This window comes from Enterobacter cloacae complex sp. P27C, from assembly GCF_014895705.1.
In the GTDB taxonomy this organism is placed as follows: Bacteria; Pseudomonadota; Gammaproteobacteria; order Enterobacterales; family Enterobacteriaceae; genus Enterobacter; species Enterobacter bugandensis.
Window position 1 is genome coordinate 194,722 of record NZ_JADBQB010000005.1, and the last position, 18,378, is coordinate 213,099.

At 57.4% G+C, this 18,378-nt stretch carries 16 protein-coding genes; 11 read left to right on the forward strand and 5 right to left on the reverse strand.

Annotated features, from left to right (window positions below):
- Window positions 1-101 precede the first annotated feature (101 nt).
- Genes IM291_RS12055 through IM291_RS12080 form a run of 6 tightly spaced genes read left to right on the forward strand, consistent with a single transcriptional unit; the run spans window position 102 to window position 7,216 of the window.
- On the forward strand, window positions 102-1,721 hold the full coding sequence (locus IM291_RS12055) for a TIGR04028 family ABC transporter substrate-binding protein (RefSeq protein WP_048999642.1): 1,620 nt from the start codon (window positions 102-104) through the stop codon (window positions 1,719-1,721).
- 10 nt (window positions 1,722-1,731) lie between these two features.
- Window positions 1,732-2,676 carry an ABC transporter permease gene (locus tag IM291_RS12060; RefSeq protein WP_126325953.1) on the forward strand — a complete coding sequence of 315 codons (945 nt, stop codon included), beginning with the start codon at window positions 1,732-1,734 and terminating at the stop codon, window positions 2,674-2,676.
- On the forward strand, window positions 2,673-3,524 hold the full coding sequence (locus tag IM291_RS12065; protein WP_192971113.1) for an ABC transporter permease: 852 nt from the start codon (window positions 2,673-2,675) through the stop codon (window positions 3,522-3,524). Before IM291_RS12060 ends, IM291_RS12065 begins: the two co-directional genes overlap by 4 nt.
- Entirely contained in the window at window positions 3,521-5,128 is a 1,608-nt protein-coding gene (locus tag IM291_RS12070) for an ABC transporter ATP-binding protein (protein ID WP_192986972.1), read from the forward strand. Before IM291_RS12065 ends, IM291_RS12070 begins: the two co-directional genes overlap by 4 nt.
- Window positions 5,125-6,114 (forward strand): putative FMN-dependent luciferase-like monooxygenase, encoded by a 990-nt coding sequence (locus IM291_RS12075; RefSeq protein ID WP_192986974.1) that lies wholly within the window; start codon window positions 5,125-5,127, stop codon window positions 6,112-6,114. The genes IM291_RS12070 and IM291_RS12075 overlap by 4 nt, the downstream gene beginning before the upstream one ends.
- Window positions 6,115-6,124: 10 nt before the next feature.
- Window positions 6,125-7,216, forward strand: a complete 1,092-nt coding sequence (locus IM291_RS12080) for an alkylhydroperoxidase domain protein (RefSeq protein WP_192986976.1) — start codon at window positions 6,125-6,127, stop codon at window positions 7,214-7,216.
- A gap of 6 nt (window positions 7,217-7,222) precedes the next feature.
- On the opposite strand, the gene araJ is transcribed toward IM291_RS12080, so the two are convergent.
- Window positions 7,223-8,398, reverse strand: coding sequence for an MFS transporter AraJ (gene araJ, locus IM291_RS12085; protein ID WP_059357596.1), 1,176 nt, complete (start codon window positions 8,396-8,398; stop codon window positions 7,223-7,225).
- A gap of 164 nt (window positions 8,399-8,562) precedes the next feature.
- Here araJ and ppk2 point away from each other — a divergent pair, with 164 nt between their 5' ends.
- The 3 genes from ppk2 to IM291_RS12100 all read left to right on the forward strand — a co-directional run bounded on the left by ppk2 (window position 8,563) and on the right by IM291_RS12100 (window position 9,995).
- Entirely contained in the window at window positions 8,563-9,381 is an 819-nt protein-coding gene (gene ppk2, locus IM291_RS12090) for a polyphosphate kinase 2 (protein ID WP_045260589.1), read from the forward strand.
- A 102-nt stretch (window positions 9,382-9,483) separates the two neighbouring features.
- Window positions 9,484-9,672, forward strand: a complete 189-nt coding sequence (locus tag IM291_RS12095; RefSeq protein ID WP_045260590.1) for a type II toxin-antitoxin system CcdA family antitoxin — start codon at window positions 9,484-9,486, stop codon at window positions 9,670-9,672.
- Window positions 9,672-9,995, forward strand: coding sequence for a CcdB family protein (locus IM291_RS12100; protein ID WP_192986978.1), 324 nt, complete (start codon window positions 9,672-9,674; stop codon window positions 9,993-9,995). The genes IM291_RS12095 and IM291_RS12100 overlap by 1 nt, the downstream gene beginning before the upstream one ends.
- Window positions 9,996-10,043: 48 nt before the next feature.
- Here IM291_RS12100 and fdnI read toward each other — a convergent pair whose 3' ends face one another.
- From fdnI to fdnG, 3 genes are read right to left on the reverse strand one after another with little or no spacing between them, the layout of a single operon-like run.
- A complete protein-coding gene (gene fdnI, locus IM291_RS12105; RefSeq protein ID WP_028013252.1) occupies window positions 10,044-10,700 on the reverse strand; it encodes a formate dehydrogenase-N subunit gamma in 657 nt (218 codons plus the stop codon).
- Entirely contained in the window at window positions 10,693-11,577 is an 885-nt protein-coding gene (fdxH, locus tag IM291_RS12110; RefSeq protein ID WP_045260592.1) for a formate dehydrogenase subunit beta, read from the reverse strand. The genes fdnI and fdxH overlap by 8 nt, the downstream gene beginning before the upstream one ends.
- 11 nt (window positions 11,578-11,588) lie before the next feature.
- Window positions 11,589-14,636 (reverse strand): formate dehydrogenase-N subunit alpha, encoded by a 3,048-nt coding sequence (gene fdnG / locus IM291_RS12115; protein WP_164551975.1) that lies wholly within the window; start codon window positions 14,634-14,636, stop codon window positions 11,589-11,591.
- Between the two features lie 221 nt (window positions 14,637-14,857).
- Here fdnG and yddG point away from each other — a divergent pair, with 221 nt between their 5' ends.
- Both yddG and IM291_RS12125 read left to right on the forward strand, forming a co-directional pair.
- Entirely contained in the window at window positions 14,858-15,736 is an 879-nt protein-coding gene (yddG, locus tag IM291_RS12120; protein WP_028013255.1) for an aromatic amino acid DMT transporter YddG, read from the forward strand.
- Window positions 15,737-16,212: 476 nt separating this feature from the next.
- Complete coding sequence (locus IM291_RS12125) at window positions 16,213-17,322, forward strand: porin OmpC (protein WP_028013256.1); 1,110 nt, start codon at window positions 16,213-16,215, stop codon at window positions 17,320-17,322.
- A 54-nt stretch (window positions 17,323-17,376) separates the two neighbouring features.
- Here the strand turns inward: IM291_RS12125 and IM291_RS12130 are convergent, their stop codons facing one another.
- A complete protein-coding gene (locus IM291_RS12130) occupies window positions 17,377-18,321 on the reverse strand; it encodes a LysR substrate-binding domain-containing protein (protein ID WP_192986980.1) in 945 nt (314 codons plus the stop codon).
- Window positions 18,322-18,378 lie beyond the last annotated feature (57 nt).

Here is an 18,378-nt window from a genome sequence, read left to right on the forward strand (position 1 = left end):
CAGTTTCCGGCAATCCTTATCTCAATTCCTTCGTTCCCTTGTTTTCCCCCGCGCCCGATGATGAATCCGACGCTAACAAGAAGATAACAAAGGAATTCACCATGCAAACCCCATTTCGTCTGCCGCTGCTGACGGCGCTGATTCTGACGACAACCGCAGCCTGGTCCGCCGATGCGCCGGTCAAAGGCGGCACGCTGATTTATCTGGAACAACAGGCGCACACCAACCTCTATCCGCCTGCCGGCGGCTTCTACCCGAACGGCGGCATTCTGAACCAGATCACCGACAAACTGACGTGGCAAAATCCAAAGACGCTGCAGGTCGAACCGTGGGTGGCCGAAAGCTGGACCACCAACGCCGATAAAACCGAATACACCTTCAAAATTCGCCCGGGGATCACTTTCTCCGACGGCACGCCGCTGGACGCCAACGCCGTAGCAAAAAACTTTGACACCTACGGTTTGGGCAACAAGGCGCAGCGCCTGCCGGTGTCAGAAGTGATCAATAACTACGATCGCAGCGAAGTGGTCGACCCGCTGACCGTGAAGTTTTACTTCAAAAAACCGTCGCCGGGGTTCCTGCAGGGCACCGCCACGATTGGCTCGGGCCTGGTCTCGCTCAGCACGCTGAAGCGCAACTTTGAAGAGCTGGGAGACGCCCGGCATATCATCGGCTCCGGCCCGTTTGCGGTGAAGGACGAGAAGCTCGGCCGCGAAGTGACGCTCGAGGCCCGTAAGGACTACCAGTGGGGACCCAAAAATCTGGCGCAACAGGGTCCAGCCAATCTGGACGGCATCAAGTTTATCGTCACCCAGGAGGACAGCGTGCGCGTCGGTGCCCTGCTGGCCGGTCAGGCCGACTTTATTCGCCAGGTGCAGGCGTATGACGAAAAGCAGGCGACAGACCATGGCTATAAAATCTACGCCGCCCCAACGCGCGGGGTGAACGACAGTATCAGCTTCCGCCCGGATAATCCGCTGGTCTCCGATATTCGCGTGCGCCAGGCGCTGCTGCATGCCACGAATGCAAAGCAGGTGGTCGAGACCCTCTTCTCGGCCAACTATCCGCAGGCGAAGTCGGTGATTGCCGATTCCGCCGCGGGCTTTGTCGATCTCAGCGACAAATTGACCTTTGACCCGGCAAAAGCCAACCGGCTGCTGGACGAGGCGGGCTGGAAAGCGGGCAGCGACGGGATCCGCGCCAAAGACGGCCAGCGGCTGGCGCTGACGGTATATGAATCCCTGCCGCAGCCGCAAAACAAAGAGGTGCTGCAGCTGGTTGCCCAGCAGTGGCGTCAGGTGGGCGTAGTGCTGAACGTAAAAGCCGGTGACGCTGGCAGCCGCACGCTGGATAACCTTGATCCACAGAAAACCCCGTTAACCGTCTCCGAAGTGGGCCGCGCCGATCCGGACGTGGTAAAAAGCATGTTCTACCCCGCTAACCGCGACGCGCTGCTGCAAAAAGGCGGCTCCAGCGACAAGGTCAAAAGCTTCCGTGACGACAAGCTGAATGCGCTGCTGGTAAATATCTCCTCAGAGATCGATCCGCAAAAACGCCTGCAACTGACCGGCGATGCCCAGCGCTACCTGCTGGATAACGCCTACGTCATTCCGATTTTCGAGGAGCCGCAGGTCTTTGCCGGTGCGCCGTGGCTAAAAGGCGTCAATTTTGAAGCGGTCGGCCGCCCGTCGTTCTACGGCGCGTGGATTGAGAAACACTGAGGAGATGACGATGCGCCACGCACTTCTTCAACGTCTTGGTCACGGGCTGCTGGTGCTGTGGGCCGCCTTTACCCTCTCGTTCGTGTTGCTCCAGGTACTGCCTGGCGACGCGGTGCTGATTAAATTTCAGAACCCGGACCTGGGCCTAAGCCCGGCGCAAATCGAGGAGATGCGCGTGGCCTACGGCGCGGACAGCCCGCTGTGGCAGCAATACGGCCACACGCTGCTGGCGATGCTGCGCGGAGATTTCGGCTACTCGTTACAGGCCGGGGTGCCGGTCAGCGAGCTGATTGCCAGCAATCTGCCGGATACCCTGAGCCTCGCCCTGCCCGCGTTTGTACTCGCGGTCCTGCTGGCGTTTGCGCTGGCCTTTGCATCGCGTCTGCCGGGTCTGCGCTGGCTGAGTAATACCCTCCAGTCTCTGCCGGTCCTGTTTATCTCCTTACCCACGTTCTGGCTGGGGATTGCCCTTATCCAGCTCTTTTCTTTCCAGCTGCGGCTGATCCCGGTGATTAACCCGACGCCGCTGCAGGGGCTGATCCTGCCGATCGTCACCGTCGCGATCCCGATCTCCGCCCCGCTGGCGCAAATTCTGATGCGCAGCCTGGACCAGGTGGCGATGCAGCCGTTTGTCGCCGTCGCCCGCGCCAAAGGGCTGAGTGAAACCGCCGTCCTGTGGCGCCACGTCACCGGCAACGCGCTGCTGCCGGTACTCAATATTGCCGGGCTACTGCTGGGCGAACTGATTGCCGGAGCGCTGATCACCGAAACCGTATTTGGCCGCAGCGGGCTCGGGCAGCTGACCCAGCAGGCGGTGAACAACCAGGACATCGCCGTGCTTCAGGCGGTGGTCATGATTTCCGCTCTCGGCTTTGTCCTGATCAATCTGCTGGTGGACCTGCTGATGCCGCTGCTGGATCCCCGTCTGCAAACCGTTACCGGAGGTGCATCATGAGCCTGGTCGATTACGCTGCCGCCGCGCGAAAACGCGTTCCCGGCTGGCAGGGCGTCGCGTGGCAGCCGGGACTGTGGCTGGCGTGGGCGGTGATTATTCTCGCGATTTTTGCTGCCGTAGCCCCCGGCCTGTTAACCCACTACAGCCCGATTGAGGGCATCGCCGGAGCGCAACGTCTGGCACCGCAGGCGGGCCACTGGCTCGGCACCGATCAGCTTGGCCGCGATGTTTACACCCGCATTGTGTATGGTGCGTCCCACTCCCTGAGCGCAGCGCTCGCTGCCGTCACGATGGGACTGGTGGTAGGCACCGGTCTGGGGGTTGTCGCCGGGGCGTTCGCGGGACGCGTCGAGTCTTTCCTGATGCGTTTTGTCGACGTGCTGCTGTCCATTCCGTCTCTGCTGCTCTCGCTGACGGTCATTATTCTGCTCGGGTTTGGCACCGTTAACGCCGCCATTGCCGTCGGCGTGGCCTCCATCGCCAGCTTCGCCCGCCTCGCGCGCGGTGAAGTGGTGCGCATCCGCCATACGGATTATGTCGAGGCGGCGTTTGGCAGCGGCGGGACGTTCCTGGCGGTCCTGTGGCGACATATCCTGCCCAACGCCTTAACCGCCGTCCTCGCCTTTGCCACGCTGCAGTTTGGTCAGGCCATTCTGGCGCTTTCCACGCTGAGCTTTCTCGGCTACGGCACCCCGCCGCCCGTTCCGGAATGGGGCTTATTGATTGCCGAAGGTCGTAACTATCTCTCTACCGCCTGGTGGTTAACTACCTTCCCCGGCGTGGTCGTCATCGCCGTCGTGCTTGCCACCAACCGTATCAGCCAGCAGTTCAGCGGAGGCCTGAAATGACCGTACTCTCGGTAGAAAACCTGACCATCAGCTACCGTACCGCGCGCCAGTGGCGCGAGGTGGTGCATAACGTCAGCTTCACCCTCCGACGGGGGGAAATGCTGGCCTTTGTCGGTGAATCCGGCTCCGGCAAAACAACCACGGCACAGGCGATCATCGGTCTGCTGGCGGATAACGCCCGACGCGATACCGGGAAAATCGTGCTCAACGGCGAGGAGATTAGCCGGTGGTCAGCGAAGCGTCTCGATACCCTGCGCGGCGCGCGAATCAGCCTGGTTCCGCAGGATCCGGGTAATTCACTCAACCCGGTAAAGACGATCGGCGTACAGGTCGGGGAAATTATTCAGCAGCACCAAAAGGTAACGGCACTCCAGCGCGACGAGCAGGTGCTCGCCCTGCTGACAAAGGTCGGCCTGAGCCATCCCGAACAGCGCATGAAGCAGTATCCGCATCAGCTCTCCGGCGGGATGAAACAGCGCGTGCTGATTGCCATCGCCATTGCGCTGCGCCCGGACGTGATCGTTGCCGATGAGCCCACCAGCGCGCTGGACGTGACGGTGCAAAAACGCATTCTCGATCTGCTGGATATCCTGCGCCGGGAATCGGGTACTGCGGTTCTGTTTGTCACTCACGATCTGGCGCTGGCTGCCCAGCGCGCGGACAGGCTGCTGGTGTTTCGCAACGGTGAGGTTCAGGAGCACGGCGACACCGCCGACATTGTCCGCACGCCGCAACACGCCTACACCCGCCAGCTGTTGAGCGATCTCCAGGGCCAGCGCCTGACCATCGCCCCGGTAGCTGGCCTTCCGCTGGCGTCACCGGCCATTCGCGCCCGCGCCATCAGCAAACGGTTCTCGCTGGGCAAAGGTCATCACCTTCAGGCGCTGGATCGGGTGACGTTTGACGTCAGGCGCGGCAGCACGCATGCGCTGGTCGGTGAATCCGGCTCCGGGAAAACCACCCTCGCCCGTATTTTGCTGGGTTTTGAACAGGCGGACAGCGGACAGGTCATTATTGATGATATTGATGCCACCGACCTGAGCCGCGAGGCCCGACGCCAGCTGCGCCAGAAGATCCAGTTTGTCTACCAGAACCCGTTCGCCTCTCTCGACCCGCGTCAGACGCTGTTCGAGATCGTCGAAGAGCCCCTGAAGAATTTTTCTCGCCTGAGCAAAGCGGAGCGAAAGGTCCGGGTGGAGACCGTGGCGCAGCGGGTTGCCCTGCCCGTCGAACTCCTGAGCCGTACCGCCCGGGAGCTTTCAGGCGGGCAGCGCCAGCGCGTAGCCATTGCCCGGGCGCTGATTCTGGAGCCGACTATTCTGGTGCTGGACGAAGCCACCTCCGCGCTGGACGTCACCGTACAGGCGCAGATTCTGGCACTGCTTCAGCAGCTGCAGCAGCAGCTGGGATTGACCTACCTGTTCATCACGCACGATCTCTCTACCGTTCGCCGGATCGCCCACAGCGTCACGGTGCTGCGCAGCGGTCAGGTGGTCGAACACGGTGACGTCGAGACCTTATTCACGTCGCCACAGAACGACTATACCCGCGAGCTGATTGCCGCCATTCCCCATTTTTCACCCGCTACGGAGGAGTTCGCATGACGCGAAAACGACTGGGATTTTTCACCCGCCTGCTTGACGACGCCACGCCAAAGGAGCGCTATCGTCTGGCAACCGAACAGATCCGCCACGCCGAACGCCACGGTTTTGACAGCGCCTGGATTGCCCAGCACCACTTCCACGAAAGTGAAGGCGGCCTGCCGTCGCCGCTGCTGTTCCTGGCCCACGTTGCGGCGCATACCGAAACCATCCGCCTGGGGACGGCCATCATTACCCTGCCGATGGAAAACCCGCTGCGCGTGGCGGAAGATGCGGCGGTGCTGGATTTACTCGCCGATGGGCGTCTCGAAGTCGGTTTTGGTTCGGGCGGCACGCCGACCTCTTTCCTGCCGTTCGGACTAACGTTTGAACAGCGCGGCGCGGCCTTTGCTGACCATTTGCATGTGATCCAGAGCGCCTGGCGCGGGGATTCGCTCACCCATCCGGATAACCACCTTTATCCGCCAGCGCCACAGCTGGCTGAACGGATCTGGATTGCCACCTTTTCCGTCGACGGTGCCGTTCGCGCCGCGCGGGCCGGCCACGGTTTGATGCTCTCCCGCACGCAGCCGCGCCCGGCAGACCAGTTGGATTTAACGCTCGACGCGATCCAGAATCCGATTGTGGATGCCTACCTTGAGGCACTGCCCGCCGGTATCGCACCGCGCATTCTGGCCTCCCGTACGGCATTCGTCGCCGACAGCGATGACTACGCGCTGAAGGTCGCCACGCCGGGTCTCACCAGGCAGGCCCAGCAGCATCGCGCTGCCGGACACGCGGTCAAAGGTGACACTGTCACAGATTTTCGTCGCCAGTTCGACGCCCATATCGGTTCGCCAGAAACGGTGCTGCATTCGCTGCAGGCTGATTCCGTTCTCCGGCGCGCCACGGACATCTCATTCCAGGTCCATTCGGTTGAGCCCACCCATCGCGACACGCTGCGCTCCATCGAACTGATCGCCGAACATATTGCCCCCTATTTACGTTGAGGAGAGACCTATGGCATTAAGTCACGACATTCTCGCCGAGCTGGCGGAAATTAAACCCGGTTCCCCTCTGGCAGAGGCGCGCGCCACGCGGGACGCCGCCACGCGCCACGCACAGGGCAGCTACGAAATCTTATTTACCCAGCAGGATAGCGATTTTGCGCTGGACGAGCGGTTCGCCGTCGCGGCAAAAGTCGCCCGGTGGCACAACGCGGAAGCGCTGGCGGCACACTATGCGGGGTTTGGCCTGGCGGACCCGACCTCAGGCCGTCTGACTCCGGCGCTGAATTTTGCGCGCCTGCTGACGTTCTCTCCCGTCGAAGCCACGCCGTCCGCGTTGACGGCGCTGACCCGGGCGGGCTGGAGCAAGGAAGGCATTGTTACCCTGGCGCAGCTTGTTGCGTTTATCAGCTTTCAGAGCCGACTCGTCGCCGGGCTGCGGCTGCTAAATGACAAGCCGGTGGTGGCAAGCGATGTGCCGGTGGCGGCAGGCATCTGGCATACAACCGCAACCACGGTCTCCGGGAAGACGGCTCCCGTCGCGTTCACCCAGCAGGAGCTGGGCTGGGAGCCGTGGATCGACGCCAAACCGCTGGCGGACTTCCATGATGACGAGGTTGCCGTTCTGGCGAAATTTGGCCATACCGATTCCGACTACTTCCGCCTGCTGGGGCGCAACCTGCCGGTGCTTGAACAGCGCACGTTGACCGATAAAGGGATTTTTTATACGCCGGGGGGGTTGCCGCGCGCCGAGCGCGAGCTGGCCGCAACGGTAGCCAGTAAAATCAACGGCTGCATCTACTGCGCCTCTGTCCATGCGCGCAAAGCCAGCCAGCTGTCAAAGGATGACGCGGCGGTAGAGGCCCTGCTGGCCGTGCGTCCGGGACAGTCCCTGAGCGAGGGGCAATCTGCGCGCTGGCAAGCGGAAATTAATTTTGCGGCAGCGCTGTCGGTTACCCCGCCTGCCGCCACGCCGCTGCACCTCGCCGCTCTGGAAAAAGAGGGGCTGGACACCTTAGCCCAGCTGGACCTGGTGCAGTCCGCTGCGTTCTTCGCCTGGGCCAACCGCCTGATGCTGACGCTGGGTGAGCCCTGGCTTGCCTGAATGCAATCAGGCTAGCGCGCGAGCGTTAGCCTGAGCCTGTCTGGCCCGCAGGTAACCGTAGATCAACAGCGCGCTCATGGCCGAGAACGAGAGGAACGCCGCAGGCAGCGTGACGTAGCGCCAGCTAAAGCCGAGGGTAATCATCATCCCACCAAAGTACGCCCCGATCGCGCTGCCGAGATTAAACGCCATCTGCCCTCCGGCCGCCCCCAGCATCTCACCGCCCTTCGCATTTTGCAGAAGCAAAATTTGCAGCGGTGCAGAGAGCGCAAACAGCCCGGCACAGCAGATAAAGCCCATCACCAGCGAGGCCGTTTTCAGTTCGCCCAGGGCGAAAAGCAGCAGCAGCGAGGCGACAATCACCATATCGGTGATGGCCGCAATGCGCAGCGGGCTAAAGCGCCCCGAGAGTTTGCCGCTCAGCAGATTGCCCAACACCATGCCAAGGCCCATCAGCATCATGATGGCCGTCATCATCCCTTCGGAAAAGCCAGAAACGTTGACCATAAACGGCTTAACGAAGCTGAACCACGCGAACACGCCAGCATTACCAAACATGGTGGCGGCAAAAATCAGCCAGGGTTCCGGTTTCTTCAGGAACTGAAACTGCTCGGACAATTTGATTTCTGATTTGTCATGGATGTCCGGCACCCAGAGCAGAACCGAGAGGATAACCAGCGCGTCGAACGCAGCAATCAGGAAAAAGGTGTAACGCCAGCTGAACTGGTGCCCCAGCCAGGTGCCGAGCGGGACGCCCACCAGGTTGGCCACGGTCATCCCGGCGATCATCCCGGCCACCGCGACCGTCACCTTCCCGGGTGGCGCAATTTTAGAGAGGATAATCGCCCCGACGCCAAAAATGGCCCCGTGCGGAAAACCGGAGATCAAACGCCCCAGCGCCAGCCAGAAATACGACGTAGAAAACGTAAACAGGGCATTTCCGACTGCGCACATGGCAACCAGAAACAGCAGCGTCGTTTTTAACGAGAACTTGCCGGAGAACAGCGCTACAATCGGCGCGCCAATCACCACACCGAAGGCATAAAACGAGATCATATTCCCGGCGGAGGGAATCGAAATACCGGTGTCATGCGCCAGCTCGGTTAACACCCCCATAATGCCAAATTCAGCCATACCCAGGCCAAATGTGCCAAGCGCCAACGAAAATATTGTCTTTTTCATGCCTCAACCACCGGTTAATCATTCGCGAGGGCATTATTAAATAATCTTGTATGGTGAGCCAGTTCAAATCAGCTGGCTGACACGTTAATCCATTAATTCAGGTGGATTACACTTCATAGTGCGGCCTCGCTTTTTCCACGCCGGACAACCTGAGGATGACAATCATGGGAAGCAAAAAGAAAACCCCTGTCGCTGTTGATGTCGCATCGAATGCCCCCCTTAAGACCAAAGAGTATGAAAAAGAGCTCCGCCGCCTGCACGTCGAACTGGTTAAGCTCCAGCAGTGGGTCGTCGCCAAAGGATTGAAGGTGTGCATTGTTTTTGAGGGACGCGACGGCGCCGGCAAAGGCGGCACCATTAAAGCGATCACCGAGCGCGTCAGCCCACGCGTGTTTCGCGTTGTTGCGCTTCCTGCCCCAACGGATAAAGAGAAAAGCCAGCTCTACTTCCAGCGCTATGTGCCTCACCTGCCCTCGGCGGGTGAAATCGTGATCTTCGATCGCAGCTGGTATAACCGCGCGGGCGTGGAGCGGGTGATGGGGTTCTGCACGGAGGAACAGGCGGAGAAATTTTTGGACGGCGCGCCGGTTATGGAAAAAGCGATGGTCGATGCCGGGATTATCCTGCTGAAGTACTGGCTGGAGGTGACGCCGAAAGAGCAGGAGCGCCGCCTGCGCGACCGCATTAACGATGGGCGTAAGATCTGGAAGCTGTCGCCGATGGATATTAAATCCTTTAACCTCTGGGACGAGTACACCCGCGCGCGCGACGCCATGTTTGAAGCCACTGACACCGCCTGGGCACCGTGGTTTGTCGCGCGTTCTGAAGATAAAAAACGCGTGCGTCTGAATATTATTTCGCATCTGCTTTCGCAGATCCCGTATAAAGAAATTCACCTCGACAAGGTGGATTTACCTAAGCGCAAAATCGGCAAAGTTAAACCCACGAAATACCCGTTCCGGTATGTAGAGGAGCGATTCTGATATAATTGGAAGGCGGCTCGCAGAATATAGATTACCAGGGGATACAGTATTGTTTTTTGTTGGCGGCGGTTGATAATGACCGCACCAACAAAGGAGATAACGATGAAACATACCACAGAAGCAGAGCTGGGCCAGAACATCACATCGCGTAAGCCCTTGTGTCATGCAGAACAAAACTCAACCAGGCGGCGGCAGCCATCAGAAGAGGATCGTGCATTTATACGGGCAATGAATGATTTTGTGGAGAAACACGGAACCATCACTGATGATGAGTTTTTCAGGGTGCTTTAATGCTGAGACAATTTAATGTTTACCGTAATACATCTGCGGCTACACGGGACAAACTTCCCTATTATATGCTCATTCAGGATGATTGTTATGATGATCTTGCCACACGCGTAATTGTGCCACTCGCGAGAAATAATAAGTTGCCGTTATGGAAGAGCCATCTGGCTCCGGGCGTAAATATCGACTTTGAAACGTTTCTGATTTATTCACCGATGATAACCAACCTTAACAACAACAAAATCAATCCTAAAGACTATGTTTGTAATTTACGTAACGCACGTCATGACGTTATAGCGGCAATTGATCGTTTATTGACTAACACATGAAGGCCCGCGCAAGCGCAGCGCCGCCGGGCAGAGCCGACGGCGCAGGTCTTACTTCATCCCTTCCGTACTTTCCTGTTTCGCCTCCAGCCGTTCCACATCACGATACCAGCGCGGGTGATGTTTCTGCGCCCAGCGGCGACTCACCTTCCCTTCAATCATCCCTTTGATCGACCCTTTAACCCAGAACGCCATATACATATGGATCAGGATGGCATGAATCAGGATGATGGCCGACGTCGCGTGAATTAGCAGCGCGTAACGCACTACCTGGATCGGGAAGTACTGTGCAAAATAAGGACGCCAGATCATCACCCCGGTCACCAGCAGCACAAAAATCATGCTCATGATGGTCCAGAACATCATCTTCTGTCCGGCATTGTATTTCCCCACCTTCGCGACTTTATGCTCGTTACCCTTCAGGACTTCGACAATCCCTTTCACCCACGGGATGTCCTGCTTGTCCGGAATATTGTGATGGACAAAGCGCACGAACATAAACATCAGCACCACGAAAATCAGCACGCCGAAGAACGGGTGCAGAATGCGCCCCATCTGCGGCGTACCGAAGGTTTCGGTCAGCCACTGCAGCGTCGGGAAGAAGAACGAAATACCGGATACCGCCACCAGGAAGAAGCAAATGACCACCGTCCAGTGACAGGCGCGATCGACAAATTTGGTGCGCACTATCATTTTCGACTTACTCATGATGCTCCTCCTCGTCGTCATCCACCTCTTTATTCGGGCCGATACCGATGTAGTGATAGATCAGCCCCGCAAAGGTGGCGATAAAGCCCGCCGCAGAGAGCGGTTTAAGCGCCCCTTTCCACAGGTTGATGGAGGTATCGATCGCCGGATCTTTCGGCAGGTTGTGATACAGCTCCGGCTGGTCGTTGTGATGCAGCACGTACATCACGTGCGTGCCGCCCACGCCCTGCGGGTTGTAAATGCCTGCCTTGTCGTAGCCGCGCGCTTTCAGCTTGTCCACGCGCTCTTGCGCCACGTCGAGCATCTCTTTTTTGGTGCCGAAGTGGATCGCACCGGTCGGACAGGTCTTCACGCAGGCAGGCTCCTGCCCAACGCTGACGCGGTCCACGCACAGGGTGCATTTGTATACCCGGTTATCCTCTTTATTGAGGCGCGGGATATTAAACGGACAGCCCGCGATGCAGTAGCCGCAGCCAATGCAATTATCCTGCTGGAAGTCGACGATGCCGTTGGCGTACTGAATAATGGCGCCAGCAGACGGGCACGCCTTCAGGCAGCCGGGATCTTCACAGTGCATACAGCCGTCCTTGCGGATCAGCCACTCCAGCCTGCCGTTCTGGTCGGTTTCGCTAAAGCGCATCACCGTCCAGGATTTGGCGCTCAGATCCGCCGGGTTATCGTAAACCCCGACGCAGTGCCCCACCTCGTCGCGGATATCGTTCCACTCCGAACAGGCCACCTGGCAGGCCTTACAGCCCACGCAGGAGGAGACGTCGATAAGCTTGGCGACCTCTGCCTTATAGTCCCGCGCGCGGGGCGCGGGGGTGATCGGGTTGGTCGCGGAGCGTTTAATAATGTCTTGTGTTTCCATCGCCATTTAATCGCTCCTTACGCTTTCTCGATGTTGACCAGAAACGCTTTGTACTCCGGCGTTTGCGAGTTGGAATCGCCGACGTTTGGCGTCAGGGTGTTGGCGATATAGCCTTTCTGCGCCACCCCTTCAAAGCCCCAGTGCAGCGGAATACCGACGGTTTCCACCTGCTGGCCGTGCACGTTCAGACTTTGCAAACGACGGGTCACCACCGCCACGGCGCGAATAAAGCCGCGCTTGCTGCTCACCTTGACGCGATCGCCGTTGGCAATGCCTTTCGCCTTCGCCAGCGTTTCGCTTATCTCCACAAACTGTTCCGGCTGCGCGATGGCGTTAAGCCGCGCGTGCTTGGTCCAGGTGTGGAAATGCTCGGTCAGGCGGTAGGTCGTCCCCACGTACGGGAATTTGTCCTTTTTGCCTAAGCGCAGCACGTCCTCTTCGTAAATGCGCACCACCGGGCTTGAGACCACGTTCGGGTGCAGCGGGTTGGTCCCCAGCGGCGTTTCCATCGGCTCGTAGTGTTCCGGGAACGGCCCTTCTGCCAGCTTGTTGAGGGCGAACAGGCGCCCCAGCCCTTCCGGCTGCATGATAAACGGCCCGGTGTTGCTGCCCGGCGCGGCGGTGCTGTAGTCCGGAATGTCGTTCCCCGTCCACTTCGCCCCGTTCCACTGGATCAGCATGCGCTTCGGATCCCACGGCTTGCCGTTCACGTCGGCGGACGCGCGGTTGTACAGCACGCGACGGTTCAGCGGCCACGCCCATGCCCAGCCCAGGGTGTTGCCCAGGCCTGACGGGTCAGCGTTATCGCGGTTGGCCATCTGGTTACCCTGCTCCGTCCAGCTGCCGGTGTAGATCCAGCAGGACGATGCCGTTGTCCCGTCATCGCGCAGCAGCGCAAAGCTGTTCAGCAGCTGGCCTTTTTTCGCGACCAGGTTGCCGCTCGCGTCATACAGATCCGCCAGCGCCACGCCGTTGTTCTCTTTCGCGACTTCCTCAGACTCAGGACGATCCGGCTGCTTGTAGTGCCAGCTCATCTTCAGCAGCGGCTCAGCGCCTTTGCCGCCTTCGGTGCGGTACATTTCGCGCAGACGATGATAAATGCCGGCCAGGATTTCGCCGTCGTTACGCGCTTCGCCCGGTGCATCCTGCCCTTTCCAGTGCCATTGCAGCCAGCGGCCGGAGTTGGCAATAGAGCCGTCCTCTTCCGCAAAGCAGGTGGACGGCAGGCGGAACACTTCGGTCTGAATCGACGCCGGATCGACATCGTTGGATTCCCCGTGGTTCTGCCAGAAGGTGGAGGTCTCGGTCACCAGCGGATCGATAACCACCATGTACTTCAGCTTGCTCAGGCTGCGCACGACTTTGTTTTTATCCGGGAATGACGCCACCGGGTTAAAGCCCTGGCAGATATAACCGGTGACGTCGCCCTTATCCATCATGTTGAAATACTTGATGACGTCGTAAGCCTGATCCCACTTGGGCAGCCACTCAAAGCCCCAGTCATTCTCCTTCTGCGCCGCGTCGCCGTAGAAGGATTTCATCAGGCTGACGTAGAACTTCGGATAGTTGCTCCAGTAGTTCACCTGGTCCGGCAGCGTTGCTTTTGGCGTATTAGCTTCAAGATACGCTTGCAGACTGGCCTGCTTTTCCGACGGCAGCGTCAGGTAGCCCGGCAGGCTGGTGGAGAGCAGGCCGAGATCGGTTAAGCCCTGAATGTTAGAGTGTCCGCGAAGGGCGTTCACGCCGCCACCGGCCATCCCCATGTTGCCGAGCAGAAGCTGGATCATCGCCATGGTACGGATGTTCTGCGCGCCCACGGTGTGCTGCGTCCAGCCCAGCGCATACAGGAACGTGGTGGTTCTGTCAGCGGCGCTGGTGGACGCCAGCACCTCGCACACCTTCAGGAAGTCCGCTTTCGGCGTGCCGCAGATGTTCTCCACCACGTCCGGCGTATAGCGGGAAACGTGCTGCTTCAGCAGGTTCCACACGCAGCGCGGATGCGTCAGCGTTTCATCCCGCATCGCATAGCCGTTTTCATCGAACTGATAGTTCCAGGACGTCTTGTCGTACTGACGTTTTTCAGCGTCATAGCCGCTGAACAGTCCGTCATCGAAGGCAAAATCATCCCGCACCAGCAGGTTCGCATTGGTGTAATGCTTAACGTAGTCCGCGTTAATTTTGTTGTTTTCGATCAGGTACAGCAGCACGCCGGAGAGGAACGTAATGTCCGTACCGGAGCGGATCGGCGCATAGATATCCGCCACCGATGCCGTACGCGTAAAGCGTGGATCGACGACGATAAGCGTCGCATCGTTGTTGTTTTTCGCTTCCATCGCCCAGCGGAATCCCACCGGATGGGCTTCAGCGGCGTTACCGCCCATCACCACCACGACGTTGGCGTTTTTAATATCAACCCAGTGGTTGGTCATCGCACCGCGACCAAATGTTGGAGCAAGACTTGCTACCGTTGGTCCGTGTCAGACGCGCGCCTGGTTGTCTACCGCCAGCATGCCGAGAGAGCGCACAAATTTTTGCGTCAGCATGCCGGTTTCATTGCTTGCCGCAGATGCGCACAGCATCCCGGTAGAGAGCCAGCGGTTGACCGTCACGCCCTGCTCGTTCTTTTCAATAAAGTTGGCGTCACGGTCGGCTTTCATCAGTTTTGCAATACGGGAGAACGCCTCATCCCAGGAGATGCGCTGCCATTTGTCGGAGCCCGGCGCGCGGTATTCCGGGTAGCGGAGGCGGTTTTCGCTGTGGACATAGTCCAGCAGTCCCGCCCCTTTCGGGCACAGCGCCCCACGGCTCACCGGATGATCCGGATCCCCTTCAATATGGTAAATCGCTTCTCTGGCGTTTTTCGCGCCATCGCCCAGGCTATACATCAATAGCCCACAACCCACGGAGCAGTATGTGCAGGTGTTACGAATCTCTTTCGCACGCAGCAGCTTATAGTTGCGTGCCTGAGCCAGCGCCATTTTGGGAGCAAATCCCAGCATTGCGGCTGTGGTTCCGGCCATACCGCCCGCGCAGATTTTGAAAAATTGTCTGCGGCTGACGTCCATTGTTGTCCTCGTTATCTGATAAGACTTCGCGCCGCAAACTAACATTAAAGCCCCTGTTTTTTTTGCGTCAAATCAAGGTCGCCTGACGTCGCCCCCTTAATAGTCACCGCTGCCGCGTTTGAATACCCCTTAAGGGTTAAACACGTAAGAGAATAATTCGCGACAGGGTCAGAATTAATGCTATACATTTTCCCTTTGATTTTATTAACGATGAAAACGTAATGGACAGAAAGAGAGCAACGCTCACGGGGCTGGCGGCGATACTGCTATGGAGCACAATGGTGGGCCTGATTCGCAGCGTAAGCGAGGGGCTGGGGCCCGTCGGCGGCGCGGCGATGATTTACACCCTCAGTGGGTTATTGTGCCTGGTAACGGTAGGATTTCCTGATATTAAACGTTTTTCACCCGGGTATCTTATTGCAGGCAGCGTACTGTTTGTCAGTTATGAAATTTGTCTGGCGCTGTCGTTAGGCTATGCCGCCACGCGAGCGCAGGCCATAGAAGTCGGTATGGTTAATTATCTCTGGCCGAGCCTGACGATCGTCTTTGCTATTTTATTCAACGGACAGAAATCAACGCTGTGGGTCGTCCCCGGTTTAGCTATCGCTCTGCTCGGAGTGTGTTGGGTATTAGGAGGTGAGCAAGGATTACACATTGATGAAATAATCCGCAATGTCGTCTCTAATCCCCTTAGCTATACGCTTGCTTTTGCCGGAGCATTTATCTGGGCCGCCTACTGCACCGTAACCGCCAAATTTGCCAAAGGGCAAAACGGTATTACCCTCTTTGTTTTGCTCACTGCGCTGAGCCTGTGGGTGAAATATACCATTAGCGATCAGCCAGAAATGGTGTTCAGCTTTCCGGTTATCGTGAAGCTCGTTATGTGCGGCATTGCGCTTGGGTTTGGCTATGCAGCATGGAATATTGGTATTCTGCACGGTAACGTCACGGTGCTGGCTGCCGTATCCTATTTTACTCCCGTGCTCTCCGCCGCGCTTGCAGCCGTGCTGCTAAGCTCCCCCCTCTCTTTTTCGTTCTGGCAGGGCGCGCTGATGGTCTGCGCCGGGTCATTGCTCTGCTGGTACGCTACACGAAAATAGGGTTCAGATTTATGCCGGGTTCGATTAAATCCGGCAGAAAAATTAACATAAATTTAATATGTGATCACATCGTAATATATTAATCAGAACATTAGTGCATTTGTTGATGTTCTGTTTATATTATCTTCCTTCGTCAATTACCCCGACATCAAATTGACATAACCTGACACCGCTGCGTAACTACTTCCCTGCGAATATTACCGCTATTAATAACACGAAATGCAATAATATTCGCCATCATGGTTGCCAAAAAAATCAACTCATTCTGATTAAATAATCGCCGCAACATTTTATTCAGCCGTCATTAACCCGATCTCGATCACACTAAATGAAATTATTACTCATATTTTGAAACTTATTATTGAAAGACAACTACAAGATTTTTAAAAATAGCACGCCGTTGACGAACAGCCTCGTTAAGAAATCGCTCGCGATGGTTCAGGAAATACTGAAAAAAATTATAAGGAATATTTAAGATGAAACTTAAATTAGTTGCAGTGGCAGTCACTTCCATGTTGGCAGCAGGCGTTGTAAACGCAGCTGAGATTTATAACAAAGACGGTAACAAGCTGGATCTGTACGGTAAAGTGACAGGTCTGCACTATTTCTCTGATGACGCAGGCGCAGACGGTGATAAAACCTACATGCGTATCGGCTTCAAGGGTGAAACCCAGGTTAACGACCAGCTGTCCGGTTACGGCCAGTGGGAATACCAGATTCAGGGTAACAAGGACGAAGGCGACAACCAGTCCTGGACCCGTGTGGCCTTCGCAGGTCTGAAGTTCGCTGAAGCCGGTTCATTCGATTACGGTCGTAACTACGGCGTGATTTACGACGTGACCTCCTGGACCGACGTTCTGCCAGAATTCGGCGGTGACACCTACGGTGCCGACAACTTCCTGCAGTCTCGTGCAAACGGCGTGGCAACTTACCGTAACCAGGACTTCTTCGGTCTGGTTGACGGCCTGAACTTTGCCCTGCAGTACCAGGGTAAAAATGGCAGCGTAAGCGGTGAAAACACTAACGGCCGCAGCCTGCTGAACCAGAACGGCGACGGCTACGGCGCGTCTCTGACTTACGATCTGGGTGAAGGCTTCAGCGTCGGTGGTGCAATGTCCTCTTCCCGTCGTACCGCTGACCAGAATGCAGCTGGCGTATACGGTGAAGGCGACCGCGCTGAAGTGTACAGCGGCGGCGTGAAGTACGACGCGAACAACGTTTACCTCGCGGCGCAGTACTCTCAGACCTATAACGCAACCCGTTTCGGCACATCTAACGGTAACCGCAGCGACATCTACGGCTTTGCAAACAAGGCGCAAAACTTCGAAGTTGTGGCTCAGTATCAGTTCGACTTTGGCCTGCGTCCATCCATCGCTTACCTGCAGTCTAAAGGCAAAGACATCGAGAACTTCGGCGACCAGGATCTGGTTAAATACATCGATGTTGGCACGACCTATTATTTTAACAAAAACATGTCCACCTACGTGGATTACAAAATCAACCTGCTCGACGACAACCAGTTCACTCGCCAGGCAGGTATCGGTACCGACAACATCGTGGCGCTGGGTCTGACCTACCAGTTCTAAGATTTGTCAGTACAAAAGCCAGCGTAACACGCTGGCTTTTTTTATCTTCCGCTTTTACCCGACAGACAACTCCCCGCCTGCCGCCCGACGCAGCCAGGTTTGCAGCAGCTTGCCGTCTTCGGTCATCTCTGAATCTGAACGCACGCAGAGGTAATAATCGCGCCCGTCATCAATCGGTAAGTCAAATATCTTGACCAGCTCGCCGCTCTCAAGATATGGCGCAATCAGCGGCTCACGCATGAGCGCACATCCCAGCCCTGCCTGAACGCCCGCCAGCGTCAATAGCCCGTCTTCAAACAGCGGGCCGCTGCGCCGGAGTGGACGTTTTACCCCCTGCAACAAAAACCACTGCGTCCAGCTCGTACGCTCTTCATCGTGCAGCAGCGGCATTTGCAGCAGCTGTTCAGGCGTGTCGATATGGCCATGAACGCGCAAAAACGCGCGGCTGCATACCGGCACCATCTGGCCGGAAATCAGCTTTTCACTCTGATACCCCGCCCACTGCCCGTTACCAAAACGAATCGACATATCCGACGCGTCGCTCAGATAGTTACGGTGGTTGGCATACACCACGTTGATCTCGGTTTGGGGATTGGCGCGCATGAACGCAGGCAAGCGCGGGATAAACCACCCCATACCAAACAGCGGAATCAGGCTGATGGTGACCTGACGCGTTTGCGCCTGCTCCGCCAGGTGCTCCGTCGCCTGGCGCAACACGTTAAAGGCCGCTCGGATCGAGCGGTAATATTCCCGCCCGTGCTGGCTCAGCACCAGCCTGCGTCCCTGACGTTCCGTGAGCGGCATTTGCAGGTATCCTTCGAGCACCTTGAGCTGATGGCTGACGGCCGACGGAGAGATATCCAGCTCCTGCGCGGCCAGCGTGACGCTCCCCAGCCTGGCGATGGCCTCGAATGCACGTACGGCCCGAAGCGGCGGATCGTTTGCCAGGCGGCTCTCTGCAAACGCCGTCAGGCTCGCCAATTGTTCTGTATTATTCATATGTTGATTTCTTTAGGCTTTTCACCAAAAAGCAGGCATTAACTATTTTCATTTAAA